The sequence below is a fragment of the Flavobacterium tructae genome (genome assembly GCF_002217475.1).
Classification (GTDB): domain Bacteria; phylum Bacteroidota; class Bacteroidia; order Flavobacteriales; family Flavobacteriaceae; genus Flavobacterium; species Flavobacterium tructae.
On record NZ_MUHH01000031.1, the window covers coordinates 85,361 to 98,866 of the forward strand.

Sequence of the window (13,506 nt, forward strand, 5' to 3'; positions counted from 1 at the left end):
GTATTAAAATTTGAATGTTAAGTTAAAACCAATATCTCTGGTAGTTGGAAGAGATCCAACTGAATAGCCTCTTGAGCTGTTTCCTGATGATAGTCCACTTTCTGGGTCTGCGTATGGTAGGTTTTTATGAATTATCCATAAGTTCGAACCAACTAAACTTGCTGATGCCGCGTTTATGAATGTATTTTCGAACATGCTTTTAGGGAAGTTGTAAGTGATAGATACTTCTCTAAGTTTAACAAACGAGGCGTCGTAAATAAAAGCTTTGTTTGGTGCAGCTTGGTAGCCCATGCTGTTTGCGATTGATCCACCTTTTGTTTTTACAGTGTTTGGAGTTCCGTTAGGAGCAACTCCAGGATTTAAAAGACCATTTTCTCTAATGTCTCCTACAGCTGTTTCTCTGTATAGCCCTGATGCAAGCCCGTAGTACATATCTAGTGAGAAGATGTCTCCGCCTTTTTGAGTGTCAATTAAGAATCCAAAAGTCAAATTTTTATAAGTAAATTTGTTTCTAACCCCACCAATCCAATCCGGAGTAATGTTTCCGATTGTGTTGTTTGAAGATGTAGTGATCATGTATTTACCTGTGGCTTGATCTATTGTTGGCTGTCCGTTTGTGTAAACGAAATCAGTTCCTTTTAGGGCGCCATAAGCTTCACCAGGAGCTGCGTTAACTGTAACACCACCTTGGAATGCACCTAATTGAAGATTGTCTAGTCCATTTGGTAATGTGATAACTTTACTTCTATTGTTTGACCAGTTTACAATTATTTCCCAGCTAAAGTCTTTTGTTTTAATTGGAGTTCCGTTTAATTGAATTTCAAAACCTTTGTTTTCGATGTTTCCACCGTTAACAAGTGCGTTCGTAAAGCCGGATCCTGAAGATACTGCTGCTGCAACAATCTGGTCAACTGAGTTTGTTTTGTAGTAGGTAATGTCAAATCCTAGACGTCTGTTTAATAAACTTGTCTCTAGACCAACCTCGAAAGATTTTGTTCTTTCCGGTTTAAGGTCTGGGTTTTTGTTAATGCTACGGAATGGAAGTAATAAGGAGTTTGTGTAAAGAGGTTGTCCTTGAAAGTTAGGAACTCTTGTGTAAGTGTTGTTTAGTTGAAGTGCATCTGCATCATTTCCTACTTCAGCATAGTTCACTCTGAATTTTCCAAAATTTAACCAGTCTGCCTTTACTACGTTTGAGAAAAGGAATGATCCGGAAACCGCTGGATAAACATAAGAGTTGTTATTGTCAGGTAATGTCGAAGAAACATCTCTTCTAATAGAGGCATCTACAAAATAAGTGTCTAAATAACCAATAGATCCCTGGGCGTAGATTCCATTAACACCTGATGATACTTTGGCTTCTTTTGGAAATGGTAAATCTAAGCGTGAGTTAGATAAAGCATAAATTCCTGGAGTAACTAAACCTCCGATAGTTGAAGAAAGGACATTGTCTCGTTTGTTTCTTCTGATGTTGGTTCCAATTACTCCATTTAAACTAATGTCTTCACCAAATTTTTTGTTGAAGTTTAACATGAAATCATAGTTGATTTCCTGAAAGTTGATGTCGTTTCTTTGATACCCTGATGATTCATTAACAGGAGAAAGACCAAATCCTGAAGCAATTGACCCGACAGCTCTTCTTTCTTCCTGAAGTTGCTTATAGGTGTCAAGTGAGACTCTTCCTAATGCACTTAACCATGGAGCTATCTCATAATTAAGGGAAGCGTAGCTGAATAAACGGGTTCTGTCATCAGAAGAATAATTTTGATAACGTGTGAAATAAGGATTGTCCCAATATGCTGGTTTTAGACCTGAAGGATCTGTCGGATCAGTCCAGTTCCAGGTTATGTTTTGACCGCTTGATGCAAAGTAAACATCTTTTTGCGCTTGAACGTCAGTGTTGGTTTGCCACCATTGTCTGAAGTTGCCCATAATGTTATCGTTATAACCAGTTGAGTTTCTACCTACAGTGCTTTGTAGGGTAACGGCCGCATAAGCATTAGCGGTAAGTTTATCGGTAACTTTTTGACTAAATCTTGCACTTATCTGATTTTTTTTCAATTCACTGTTTGGAAGAATACCAGTTTGATTAGTGTTTACATAAGTCAATGATAAGCTTGATCTGTCAGTTGATTTTTCTAATGCAATGCTATTAACAAAAGTATGAGCATTATTAAAGAAAGTTACAGGGCCATTTTTTGCAGCTGTCCATGGAGTGGCTTTTCCGTAGTTTGGCGAGAAAGGAGTAAAAGCATCCCATTGGTAAACTGGTTGGTTATCAAAAGCATCTCCGTCAGAGGCATCATTTGATGTGTCTACAGTATCTGGTGTACCAGTTCCTAAAAATGAGGAGCCAATACCGTATCCTGACCCATATCTGTTTTGATATTTAGGAAAAGTTGATTTGTCAACACTTCCGTTTGTGAATCCGCTTGAGAACGAAAAACCGATTTTGTTGTCTGATTTTCCTTTTTTGGTGGTAACCATTACAACTCCATTTGCAGCTCTGGATCCATATAATGCTGTTGCAGCAGCTCCTTTTAGGATGTTGATGCTTTCAATATCTTCCTGGTTGATATCCGAGGCATTGTTACCGTAATCGTAACCGCCGCCTCCGACTTGTTGCGAAGAAACGTTTGAGTTGGAGTTGTCAATAGGCACACCGTCAATAACCCAAAGAGCCTGGTTATTTCCGGTAAGTGATTTATTACCTCTAATTACAACGTTTGTAGAACCTCCGAAGTTGTTGTTTCTTTGAACTTCTACACCCGCGGCTTTACCTGATAATAAATTGGCAACGTTGGTGTTTCCTGCCCCTCCGTTAACATCTTTTCCTGAAATTTGTTGAGAAGCATATCCTAAAGATTTTTTTTCTCTTTTAATACCCATCGCTGTGGTTACTACAACACCTTCCAATTGTTGGGCATCTCCCGACAGTTTTGTGTTTACTTGTGATGAGCTCGCGGCAATTTCCTGAGTTTTCATGCCGATGTAACTAAATACTAAAATTTGACTTGTCGTTGCTTTGATGGAATATTTACCATCAAAATCGGTCTGTGTGCCTGTTTTGGTTCCTTTGATTTGTACGCTTACCCCTGGTAGTGGCATACCTGCATCATCGGTAACAGTTCCCGAAACGGCTCTTTCTTGCGCAAAGGTTAGTTGCGCGAATAGTACTAAAAGTAGTACTAAAAATCCATTGAACTTTGGTTTCATTTTTGTAATTATTTTGAATTAGTCTTACAATATTCATAATAATTTGTTAATAATCCTAGTGTTGTGTTGTTGAATTTTCTCACAATGCTAAAATTTAACATTGTAACATATTGTAATCATTGTGTTAAATAATTAGGTTTATTGGGTGTTTTCCCCGTCAATACTGAGATTAATCTGATATATTGGGTGCTATTATTTAGAATTTTTCGGTATTTTTTATTCCTTAATAATTTGTTAATAATAGGAATGTCGTTTTGGTGAATTTTCTCACAACGTTAAAATTTAACATTGTAGTGTATGTTAACGATTGTGTTAAATAATTTTATTTCCTGAAGATTTTCCCCGCCATTACTGAGATTAATGCGGAGCAGGCCACTTGTTGTCTGGATGGTTGTGCCGATTCCGACTCCTGATAATTTTTGTAATTTATTAAGATTTTGAGTGTTGCTTAAATCTTGATAAATGGCAAAATCGATAATGGAATTGATATACAGGTTGTTAGAGACTTTGTATCTGTATTCGGTGAGTAGCATAGAGGCGAAATTGCCCTGGAGACTGTTTTCTGCAAAACCTCTTATAGAGTTTGTTCCTCCAAATCGAAACAATTCGTTGGTAATGTAATTTTGACTTTTTAGATAAAGGATTTGTGGATTTATGTAGATGAAGTTTTTCTTGTTTAGCTCAAAATTATAAGAAAGGTTAAGGTTGGTGTAGAATTGTTTACTGGATTCGACGGTTTTAGGGGTGTTGTTGGTATCTCTTTTCCCGTAGCCTAATAGAAGGTTGAGGGAGGCTTTTTTCGGGAATAAACTTTGGAGATAATCTGTTTTTTTGTACTCAAGAGTAGAAGTGATGTATGAATTTTTGTAGTCGCTAATTGTGGTGTTGTTTGTGTTTTGAATGTCACTCGATTCTGTCGATTGATAGCCTAAATATAACCGTGTATTGTAGTTTAGGAAATAACCTAAATCAATTGCAGTTTTGGTGTTTTGAAAAGTGCTGTCCTGTTTGAAAATATTTAATTGTGCTTTAATGCCTAATGAAGACTGAAATATATAAGGGATCTCGATTTTGGTATTGAAGGTTTTTTGTTGATTTCCGTCACTTTTCCAATACAGTGAAAATTGCTCGCCTGCGTGAAGAGTGTTTAACAGTGATAGGTCCAGATATCCATTCAGAGTTGTTTTTTTATTTTCGTCATTAGAAAAACCAATGTAGCCATCAAAAGTGTTTGCTTGTCTTTTTTCTACATAGGTGTATATTTTTGTAGAATCAGTTGTGAATAATACCTCCGGATATTTGGTTTGAGAGGTGAATTCAAATGCATTGATATCGTTATACAATTGTTTTATGATTTCCTGATTGAAAGTCTTGTTTAAGTATTTCTTTTTAAGTTGTTTTAAATGTCCTTTTGGGAAATAATCTCTTTTAGTTGGGTCAGTTTGAGTTAGAATAATGGAATTTACGACGCGTTTTTTTTCGGATTTATAGTTTAACTCCGCGTAAATTATGGAATTTTTTTTTTGGAGGTTTTCAAGTTTTAGTTTGTTTAAGGCAAAACCGGCTTTTTCGGCATCTAATGTTTTTTGATTTAGATAATTTTCCAGTTCTTCATATGCTAGAATTAAAGTGTCGTTTTTGATTTTTGCTTCATCAAAAAAGCGGTGATTCGCTCCTATATATATTTGAAGTTCTTTTATTTTGTTTTTTAAGTCGATTTTTGAGATAAAAGTACTATCGTTTGTTTTTTTTGTTTCAAGTATAGCGTGGTCGAGATATCCTTGTTTCGTTAATTTTTCAGATACATTTTTAACTTCTTCGAAAAGGGATTTTATGTTAGTGTGATTTTCTGAATAATTCAGGGAATCAATAGTTTGTGTTTCGATTTGATTCGCTCCTTTAATTTGTAAATGAAGATTTTGAGCACAAGAAGAGATGCCGATTTGGAAAAACAGGAGTGGTAAAAGCGATTTCAAAAGCAATTGTTTCATTAAATTAAAAGTATTACAAATATCTATTGTTTGTTTGTAAAATCACATGCTTAAATAATGTTATTGAAAATTAATGAATTAACGTTTGTATAGTGAAAAATATTTTATACATTTGCAACCCCGTAAAAAGCGGGAATTTAATATACATAATAAATTTTTAGTATTAATTATGCCAACAATTCAACAATTAGTAAGAACAGGAAGAACTCAGATCACTAAGAAGAGTAAATCGGTTGCTTTAGATTCTTGTCCTCAAAGAAGAGGGGTTTGTACGCGTGTTTACACTACTACACCAAAAAAACCAAACTCTGCAATGCGTAAAGTTGCGCGTGTACGTTTGACAAATGGTAATGAAGTGAATGCTTACATCCCTGGAGAAGGACACAATTTACAAGAGCACTCGATAGTATTAGTGCGAGGTGGAAGGGTAAAAGATTTACCAGGTGTTAGATATCATATCGTTCGTGGAGCGCTTGACACGTCAGGAGTTGCAGGAAGAACGCAAAGAAGATCTAAGTACGGTGCTAAACGCCCAAAAGAAGCAAAAAAGTAATTTAAAACGTTAAGAGTTGGAGGTTAGGAGTTAAGGGTTGGGGTTTTAGCATGTGCTTGAAATCTGTAACACATAACATTTAACGGATAACCTATAACTTTTTATTTAAAAAAAAGACATGAGAAAAAGAGCGGCAAAGAAAAGACCACTTTTACCAGATCCAAGGTTTAATGACCAATTGGTAACACGTTTCGTGAACAACTTAATGTGGGATGGTAAGAAATCTACAGCTTTCAAAGTATTTTATGATGCAATTGATATCATCGAATCTAAAAAGCAAAATGATGAGAAAACTTCATTAGAAATTTGGAAAGATGCTTTAACAAACGTTATGCCTCACGTAGAAGTACGTAGCCGTAGAGTAGGTGGAGCTACATTTCAAATTCCAATGCAGATTCGTCCAGACAGAAAAATTTCTATGGCAATGAAGTGGTTAATACTTTATTCAAGAAGAAGAAACGAAAAATCTATGGCACAACGTTTAGCGTCAGAATGTTTAGCAGCTGCTAAAGAAGAAGGTGCTGCGGTTAAGAAAAGAATGGATACTCACAAAATGGCAGAAGCTAACAAAGCATTCTCTCACTTTAGATTTTAATTCGTAAAGAAATGGCTAGAGATTTAAAATATACAAGAAATATCGGAATTGCTGCTCACATTGATGCTGGTAAAACAACAACTACTGAGCGTATTCTTTTTTATACTGGAAAGTCACATAAAATTGGTGAGGTGCATGATGGTGCTGCAACAATGGACTGGATGGCGCAAGAGCAGGAAAGAGGTATTACAATTACTTCTGCTGCTACAACTTGTACTTGGAATTTTCCAACAGAGCAAGGTAAAGTTCTTCCGGAATCATTGCCTTACCACTTTAATATTATTGATACTCCTGGACACGTTGACTTTACTGTAGAGGTAAATCGTTCTTTGCGTGTGTTGGATGGTTTAGTATTCTTGTTTAGTGCAGTTGATGGTGTTGAGCCTCAGTCTGAAACTAACTGGAGACTTGCTGATCAATATAGAGTTCCTCGTATGGGATTCGTAAATAAAATGGACCGTCAAGGTGCTAACTTTTTAGGAGTATGCGGACAGGTTAAAGATATGTTGAAATCGAATGCGGTTGCAATTACTTTGCCTATTGGTGATGAGGCTGATTTTAAAGGTATCGTTGACTTAGTTAAAAATCAGGCTATTGTATGGCATGATGAGACTCAAGGAGCTACTTTTGATATCGTTGATATTCCAGCTGATATGGTTGACGAGGTTAGACAATATCGTTCTATCCTTATCGAAGAAATTGCTACTTACGATGAAAATCTTTTAGATAAGTACATGGAGGATGAGAACTCTATTACTGAAGATGAGATTAACAATGCTTTAAGAGCTGCTACAATTGATATGGCGATCATTCCTATGCTTGCTGGTTCTTCTTTCAAAAACAAAGGAGTTCAATTCATGTTAGATGCAGTTTGTAAATATTTGCCATCTCCTTTGGATAAAGAAGGTATTGAAGGAATTCATCCTGATGATGCTGATTTATTAGAAGAAGATCAAACTAAAATCTTGCGTAAGCCAGATGTAAAAGAGCCGTTTGCTGCTTTGGCATTTAAAATTGCTACTGACCCATTCGTAGGTCGTTTAGCTTTCTTCCGTGCTTATTCTGGTCGTTTAGATGCTGGTTCTTATGTTTTAAATACTCGTTCTGGTAACAAAGAAAGAATTTCTCGTATTTACCAAATGCACGCTAACAAGCAAAATCCAATCGAATTTATTGAGGCTGGAGATATTGGAGCTGCTGTAGGATTTAAAGATATTAAAACTGGAGATACATTATGTGATGAAAAGAATCCAATTATTTTGGAGTCTATGAAATTCCCTGATCCGGTAATTGGTATCGCTATTGAGCCTAAAACTAAAGCTGACGTAGATAAAATGGGTATGGCTTTGGCTAAATTAGCTGAAGAAGATCCAACGTTTACAGTTAGAACTGATGAGGCTTCAGGTCAAACGATTATCTCAGGTATGGGTGAGCTTCACTTAGATATCTTAGTAGATCGTATGAAACGTGAATTCAAAGTTGAAGTAAACCAAGGTGAGCCTCAGGTTGAATACAAAGAAGCTTTCACAAGATCAGCTACGCATAGAGAGACTTATAAGAAACAATCTGGAGGTCGTGGTAAATTCGGTGATATCGTATTTACAATTGAGCCTGCTGATGAAGTTGATGGTAAAGTTCCTGTAGGATTACAGTTTATTAATGCTGTAAAAGGTGGTAACGTTCCTAAAGAATATATTCCAGCTGTTGAAAAAGGATTTAGAGAGGCTATGAAAACTGGTCCGTTAGCAGGATATGCTGTGGATAGTTTGAAAGTAACTTTAACTGATGGATCTTTCCACCCTGTGGATTCTGATGCATTATCTTTTGAGTTAGCTGCAAGAATGGGTTATAAAGAATCAGGACGTGCTGCCGGAGCTGTTATTCTTGAGCCAATCATGAAAATCGAGGTTATTACTCCTGAAGAAAACATGGGTGATATCGTAGGTGACTTGAACCGTCGTAGAGGTCAGGTTAATGATATGGGTGACAGAAATGGGGCTAAAACTATTAAAGCTGATGTGCCTTTATCTGAAATGTTTGGATATGTTACAACATTAAGAACATTGTCTTCAGGTAGAGCTACTTCAACAATGGAGTTTTCTCACTATGCAGAAACGCCTTCTAATATTTCAGAAGCGGTAATTAAAAAAGCAAAAGGTAACGCTTAATTCTTAAGAAAATGAGTCAAAAAATCAGAATAAAACTAAAGTCTTACGATCACATGTTGGTAGATAAATCTGCTGAAAAGATCGTGAAAACAGTAAAAACTACTGGTGCAGTTGTAACAGGTCCAATTCCATTGCCAACTCACAAAAAACTTTTCACTGTGTTACGTTCTCCGCACGTTAACAAAAAAGCGAGAGAGCAATTTGAAGTAATGTCATACAAGAGATTGATTGATATTTATTCATCTTCATCTAAAACTATTGATGCTTTAATGAAACTTGAATTGCCAAGTGGAGTAGAAGTAGAGATAAAAGTATAATTTTTTTATATTTTTTATATAAAAAGCGAGTCAGAAATGTCTCGCTTTTTTTTNNTTTTTATTTTTTTATTTTTCTGTAAATTTTTATAAAGTCCTTTGTTTTAAGGGGATTCGGGTGTTTTTTGTTGTGAATTTATTAATTAATTGTTAAGCGTGAATGTGCTGAAAATGTAAAAAATGATTTCATTATTGGAAAAAAATAAGGTTGTTTTTGAAGTTGTTTTGATGCTTGGTTTTTGATAATGAGCGATTTAATTTTTCTAACTGTTTGGTATATTCAATTTTAATATCTACTTTTGCACTCCCTGTTTGGAAATTTCTGTTATTTTCAAATTGAAGGGAATTTTAGTAATTAATAATTAATATTTATGTCTGGGTTAATTGGTAAAAAAATCGGCATGACTAGTATTTTCGACGAAAACGGGAAAAACATTCCTTGTACAGTAATCGAAGCTGGTCCTTGTGTTGTTACCCAAGTCAGAACCAAAGGTGTTGACGGGTACGAAGCGTTGCAACTTGGTTTCGATGACAAAAACGAGAAACATTCCACAAAAGCGGCTTTAGGTCACTTTAAAAAAGCTGGAACTGTAGCTAAGAAAAAAGTCGTTGAATTTCAAGATTTTGCAACTGAGCAAAAATTAGGAGATCTTATTGATGTTTCTATTTTTTCTGAAGGAGAATTTGTAGATGTACAAGGTGTATCTAAAGGTAAAGGTTTTCAAGGGGTTGTTAAACGTCACGGATTTGGTGGTGTTGGACAAGCAACTCACGGTCAACACAACCGTTTAAGAGCGCCAGGTTCTGTAGGAGCATCTTCTTATCCATCTAGAGTATTCAAAGGAATGCGTATGGCTGGAAGAATGGGAGGAGACAATGTAAAAGTTCAAAACCTTAGAGTTTTAAAAGTAGTGGCTGAAAAGAACCTACTTGTTATTAAAGGATGTGTTCCTGGACATAAAAACTCTTATGTAATCATTCAGAAGTAATGGAAGTAAAAGTATTAGATTTCAACGGAAAAGATACTGGAAGAAAAGTTCAACTTTCTGATTCAGTATTCGCAATTGAACCAAACAATCACGCTGTATACCTTGATGTTAAGCAATATCTTGCTAATCAAAGACAAGGGACTCACAAAGCTAAAGAAAGAGCTGAAGTGACAGGAAGTACACGTAAGATTAAAAAACAAAAAGGAACTGGTACAGCTCGTGCGGGAAGTATCAAAAATCCATTGTTTAAAGGTGGTGGAACAATTTTCGGACCAAGACCAAGAGGTTATTCATTCAAATTGAATAAAGGCTTGAAAAGATTGGCAAGAAAATCAGCTTTCTCAATCAAAGCAAAAGAGTCGAATATTATCGTTCTTGAAGACTTTAATTTTGAAGCGCCAAACACTAAAAATTTCATTAACGTTTTGAAAGCTTTAGGGTTAGAAAATAAAAAATCTCTATTTGTGTTGGGAGAGACGAATAAAAATGTATATTTGTCGTCACGCAATTTAAAGGCTTCTAATGTCGTAACTAGCTCAGAATTAAGCACTTACGCTATTTTAAACACTAACAATTTAGTGCTTTTAGAAGGTTCTTTGGAGTTAATCGAAGAAAATTTAAGCAAATAATAGGAGTATGAGCATCATAATTAGACCTATAGTAACAGAAAAAGTAACCAAAGAAAGTGAAGTTTTAAACCGCTTCGGATTCGTTGTTGACAAAAAAGCAAACAAAGTTCAAATTAAGAAAGCTGTTGAAGCTGCTTATGGAGTAACTATCGTTTCAGTTAACACGATGAACGTAAGACCGGACAGAACTACAAAATACACTAAAAGTGGTTTAATCAGTGGAAAGACAAATGCTATTAAAAAAGCAATTGTACAAGTACAAGAAGGAGAAACAATTGATTTTTACAACAATATCTAAGATAGAAAAATGTCAGTAAGAAAATTAAAACCTATTACCCCAGGTCAGCGATTTAGAGTTGTGAATGGTTATGACGCCATTACAACTGATAAGCCGGAACGCTCTTTGATAGCGCCGATAAAAAACTCTGGAGGTAGAAATAGTCAAGGAAAGATGACCATGCGTTATACGGGTGGTGGTCACAAGCAGAGATATCGTATTATTGATTTCAAAAGAACTAAAGTTGGAATTCCAGCTACTGTGAAATCAATCGAATACGATCCAAATCGTACTGCATTTATCGCTTTATTAGCTTATGCTGATGGAGAGAAAACTTATATTATCGCTCAAAACGGATTGAAAGTTGGTCAGAAATTAGTTTCTGGTCCAGAATCTCAACCAGAGATTGGTAATACATTGCCTTTAAGCAGAATTCCTCTTGGAACTGTTATATCTTGTATTGAGTTACGTCCAGGACAAGGAGCAGTTATTGCTCGTTCAGCTGGAACTTTTGCTCAGTTAATGGCAAGAGACGGAAAATACGCTACAATTAAAATGCCATCTGGAGAGACAAGATTGATCTTGTTAACATGTTCGGCTACAATTGGAGCTGTTTCTAATTCTGATCACCAATTAGTTGTATCTGGAAAAGCAGGTAGAACAAGATGGTTAGGAAGAAGACCTAGAACTAGACCAGTAGCGATGAACCCAGTTGATCACCCTATGGGAGGTGGTGAAGGACGTTCTTCTGGAGGGCACCCACGTTCAAGAAACGGATTGCCAGCTAAAGGTTACAGAACTCGTTCTAAGAAAAACCCGAGTAACAAGTATATCGTAGAACGTAGAAAGAAATAATAAGATATGGCACGTTCATTAAAAAAAGGACCTTTCGTTCATTATAAGTTAGACAAGAAAGTTCAGGAAAACGTAGAAAGTGGTAAAAATGCAGTTGTAAAGACTTGGTCTAGAGCTTCCATGATTACTCCGGATTTCGTTGGACAAACTATCGCAGTTCATAACGGTCGTCAATTTGTACCGGTTTACGTAACAGAAAACATGGTAGGTCACAAATTAGGAGAGTTTTCACCAACTAGATCTTTTAGAGGTCATGCTGGAGCAAAAAATAAAGGTAAAAAATAAAAGAAGCAATGGGAGTTCGTAAAAGAGAAACAGCAGATGCGAGAAAAGAGGCTAATAAGTCTATTGCTTTCGCAAAATTGAATAACTGCCCTACTTCACCTAGAAAAATGCGCTTAGTAGCGGACTTGGTAAGAGGTCAGAAGGTAGAAAGAGCACTTAACATCTTAAGATTCAGTTCTAAAGAAGCTTCAAGAAAATTAGAGAAACTATTATTATCTGCAATCAACAACTGGGAGCAAAAAAATAGTGAAGGTAATTTAGAAGAAGCTGGATTATTTGTTAAAGAGATCAGAGTAGATGGTGGAATGATGTTGAAAAGACTTCGTCCAGCTCCACAAGGTCGTGCACACAGAATAAGAAAACGTTCTAACCACGTTACAATCGTGCTTGGAGCTATCAATAACACACAAAGCAATTCTTAAGCAGCATGGGACAAAAGACAAATCCAATTGGAAATAGACTTGGTATCATCAGAGGGTGGGACTCAAACTGGTATGGTGGAAATGACTACGGTGATAAACTTGCCGAAGATCACAAAATCAGAAAGTATATCCACGCTCGTTTATCAAAAGCTAGTGTATCTAAAGTAATCATCGAGAGAACTTTGAAACTTGTAACCGTTACTATCACTACTGCTAGACCTGGTATCATTATCGGAAAAGGTGGACAAGAGGTAGACAAGTTGAAAGAAGAACTTAAGAAAGTTACTGACAAAGAGGTTCAAATCAACATCTTTGAAATTAAAAGACCTGAGTTAGATGCTTATCTTGTGGCGACAAGCATCGCTCGTCAAATCGAAAGCCGTATTTCTTACAGACGTGCAATCAAAATGGCTATTGCTGCTTCTATGCGTATGAACGCTGAAGGTATCAAAGTTTTGATTTCTGGTCGTTTGAATGGTGCTGAGATGGCGCGTTCAGAAGGTTTCAAAGAAGGTAGAATTCCTCTATCAACTTTCAGAGCTGATATTGATTATGCTTTGGCTGAAGCTCATACTACTTATGGTAGAATGGGTATCAAAGTATGGATCATGAAAGGTGAAGTTTATGGAAAGAGAGATCTTTCTCCACTTGCAGGAATGGATAAAAAACAATCTGGAACTGGTGGTGGTAAAGGTGGCGATTCTCCAAGAGGAGACAGAAAGCCTTTTAATAAAGGTGGAAAACCAGACGCTCGTAAAAGAAAGTAAATTTTTAAACTAAAGAAAAATGTTACAGCCTAAAAGAACAAAATACCGTAAGGTACAAAAAGGTAAGATGAAAGGTAATTCTCAAAGAGGGCATGAACTTTCTAATGGAATGTTTGGTATTAAATCTGTACATGAAGATGGAATGTTCTTGACTTCTCGTCAAATCGAAGCTGCGCGTATCGCTGCAACTCGTTACATGAAGAGAGAAGGACAATTATGGATTAAAATATTTCCAGACAAGCCTATTACTAAGAAACCTCTTGAAGTACGTATGGGTAAAGGTAAAGGAGCAGTTGAGTATTGGGCTGCTGTTGTTAAACCAGGAAGAATTATGTTTGAAGTTGGAGGAGTTCCATTGTCAGTTGCAAAAGAGGCTTTACGTCTTGCAGCTCAAAAACTTCCAGTAAAAACTAAATTCGTCGTTGCTAGAGATTTCGAAGCATAA

Annotated in this window: 14 protein-coding genes; 12 read left to right on the forward strand and 2 right to left on the reverse strand. The window is 36.1% G+C overall.

The genetic code is table 11. The features are described 5' to 3' along the window. Nucleotides 1-3: 3 nt before the first annotated feature. Both B0A80_RS14145 and B0A80_RS14150 read right to left on the reverse strand, forming a co-directional pair. Entirely contained in the window at nt 4-3,216 is a 3,213-nt protein-coding gene (locus B0A80_RS14145) for a SusC/RagA family TonB-linked outer membrane protein (protein ID WP_089077683.1), read from the reverse strand. A gap of 275 nt (nt 3,217-3,491) precedes the next feature. After that, a complete protein-coding gene (locus B0A80_RS14150) occupies nt 3,492-5,207 on the reverse strand; it encodes a BamA/TamA family outer membrane protein (protein ID WP_089077684.1) in 1,716 nt (571 codons plus the stop codon). A 169-nt stretch (nt 5,208-5,376) separates the two neighbouring features. Here B0A80_RS14150 and rpsL point away from each other — a divergent pair, with 169 nt between their 5' ends. The 12 genes from rpsL (at nt 5,377) to rplP (ending at nt 13,506) form a co-directional block, all read left to right on the forward strand. Beyond that, nucleotides 5,377-5,760: a 30S ribosomal protein S12 gene (gene rpsL, locus B0A80_RS14155; protein ID WP_007136570.1), complete on the forward strand. Its 384-nt coding sequence runs from the start codon at nt 5,377-5,379 to the stop codon at nt 5,758-5,760. Nucleotides 5,761-5,878: 118 nt separating this feature from the next. Beyond that, nucleotides 5,879-6,355 carry a 30S ribosomal protein S7 gene (rpsG, locus tag B0A80_RS14160; protein WP_017495022.1) on the forward strand — a complete coding sequence of 159 codons (477 nt, stop codon included), beginning with the start codon at nt 5,879-5,881 and terminating at the stop codon, nt 6,353-6,355. An 11-nt stretch (nt 6,356-6,366) separates the two neighbouring features. Further along, the gene (gene fusA / locus B0A80_RS14165) at nt 6,367-8,523 is read left to right on the forward strand and encodes an elongation factor G (protein WP_017495021.1); all 2,157 of its coding nucleotides are present in this window, start codon (nt 6,367-6,369) and stop codon (nt 8,521-8,523) included. Between the two features lie 11 nt (nt 8,524-8,534). Next, nucleotides 8,535-8,840 (forward strand): 30S ribosomal protein S10, encoded by a 306-nt coding sequence (gene rpsJ / locus B0A80_RS14170; RefSeq protein WP_007803605.1) that lies wholly within the window; start codon nt 8,535-8,537, stop codon nt 8,838-8,840. Nucleotides 8,841-9,208: 368 nt separating this feature from the next. Next, on the forward strand, nt 9,209-9,826 hold the full coding sequence (gene rplC, locus B0A80_RS14175; RefSeq protein ID WP_017495020.1) for a 50S ribosomal protein L3: 618 nt from the start codon (nt 9,209-9,211) through the stop codon (nt 9,824-9,826). Continuing rightward, nucleotides 9,826-10,455, forward strand: a complete 630-nt coding sequence (rplD, locus tag B0A80_RS14180) for a 50S ribosomal protein L4 (RefSeq protein WP_089077685.1) — start codon at nt 9,826-9,828, stop codon at nt 10,453-10,455. The genes rplC and rplD overlap by 1 nt, the downstream gene beginning before the upstream one ends. Before the next feature lie 7 nt (nt 10,456-10,462). Continuing rightward, nucleotides 10,463-10,753, forward strand: a complete 291-nt coding sequence (gene rplW / locus B0A80_RS14185) for a 50S ribosomal protein L23 (RefSeq protein ID WP_017495018.1) — start codon at nt 10,463-10,465, stop codon at nt 10,751-10,753. A 9-nt stretch (nt 10,754-10,762) separates the two neighbouring features. Next, nucleotides 10,763-11,587 (forward strand): 50S ribosomal protein L2, encoded by an 825-nt coding sequence (gene rplB, locus B0A80_RS14190; RefSeq protein ID WP_017495017.1) that lies wholly within the window; start codon nt 10,763-10,765, stop codon nt 11,585-11,587. 6 nt (nt 11,588-11,593) lie between these two features. Then, nucleotides 11,594-11,872, forward strand: a complete 279-nt coding sequence (gene rpsS / locus B0A80_RS14195; protein ID WP_008464288.1) for a 30S ribosomal protein S19 — start codon at nt 11,594-11,596, stop codon at nt 11,870-11,872. A gap of 8 nt (nt 11,873-11,880) precedes the next feature. Then, nucleotides 11,881-12,294 (forward strand): 50S ribosomal protein L22, encoded by a 414-nt coding sequence (gene rplV, locus B0A80_RS14200; RefSeq protein ID WP_007803631.1) that lies wholly within the window; start codon nt 11,881-11,883, stop codon nt 12,292-12,294. A 5-nt stretch (nt 12,295-12,299) separates the two neighbouring features. After that, on the forward strand, nt 12,300-13,061 hold the full coding sequence (gene rpsC, locus B0A80_RS14205; RefSeq protein WP_007803635.1) for a 30S ribosomal protein S3: 762 nt from the start codon (nt 12,300-12,302) through the stop codon (nt 13,059-13,061). Nucleotides 13,062-13,080: 19 nt separating this feature from the next. Then, nucleotides 13,081-13,506: a 50S ribosomal protein L16 gene (rplP, locus tag B0A80_RS14210; protein ID WP_017495016.1), complete on the forward strand. Its 426-nt coding sequence runs from the start codon at nt 13,081-13,083 to the stop codon at nt 13,504-13,506.

Bases quoted from the DNA above. Each gene is read 5' to 3' on its own strand.
- rplD (WP_089077685.1), top strand. From the start codon at position 9,826: ATGGAAGTAAAAGTATTAGATTTCAACGGAAAAGATACTGGAAGAAAA.
- B0A80_RS14145 (WP_089077683.1), bottom strand. From the start codon at position 3,216: ATGAAACCAAAGTTCAATGGATTTTTAGTACTACTTTTAGTACTATTC.
- rplP (WP_017495016.1), top strand. From the start codon at position 13,081: ATGTTACAGCCTAAAAGAACAAAATACCGTAAGGTACAAAAAGGTAAG.
- rpsJ (WP_007803605.1), top strand. From the start codon at position 8,535: ATGAGTCAAAAAATCAGAATAAAACTAAAGTCTTACGATCACATGTTG.
- rpsC (WP_007803635.1), top strand. From the start codon at position 12,300: ATGGGACAAAAGACAAATCCAATTGGAAATAGACTTGGTATCATCAGA.
- rpsS (WP_008464288.1), top strand. From the start codon at position 11,594: ATGGCACGTTCATTAAAAAAAGGACCTTTCGTTCATTATAAGTTAGAC.
- rpsL (WP_007136570.1), top strand. From the start codon at position 5,377: ATGCCAACAATTCAACAATTAGTAAGAACAGGAAGAACTCAGATCACT.
- rplC (WP_017495020.1), top strand. From the start codon at position 9,209: ATGTCTGGGTTAATTGGTAAAAAAATCGGCATGACTAGTATTTTCGAC.
- rplV (WP_007803631.1), top strand. From the start codon at position 11,881: ATGGGAGTTCGTAAAAGAGAAACAGCAGATGCGAGAAAAGAGGCTAAT.
- B0A80_RS14150 (WP_089077684.1), bottom strand. From the start codon at position 5,207: ATGAAACAATTGCTTTTGAAATCGCTTTTACCACTCCTGTTTTTCCAA.
- rplB (WP_017495017.1), top strand. From the start codon at position 10,763: ATGTCAGTAAGAAAATTAAAACCTATTACCCCAGGTCAGCGATTTAGA.
- rplW (WP_017495018.1), top strand. From the start codon at position 10,463: ATGAGCATCATAATTAGACCTATAGTAACAGAAAAAGTAACCAAAGAA.
- fusA (WP_017495021.1), top strand. From the start codon at position 6,367: ATGGCTAGAGATTTAAAATATACAAGAAATATCGGAATTGCTGCTCAC.
- rpsG (WP_017495022.1), top strand. From the start codon at position 5,879: ATGAGAAAAAGAGCGGCAAAGAAAAGACCACTTTTACCAGATCCAAGG.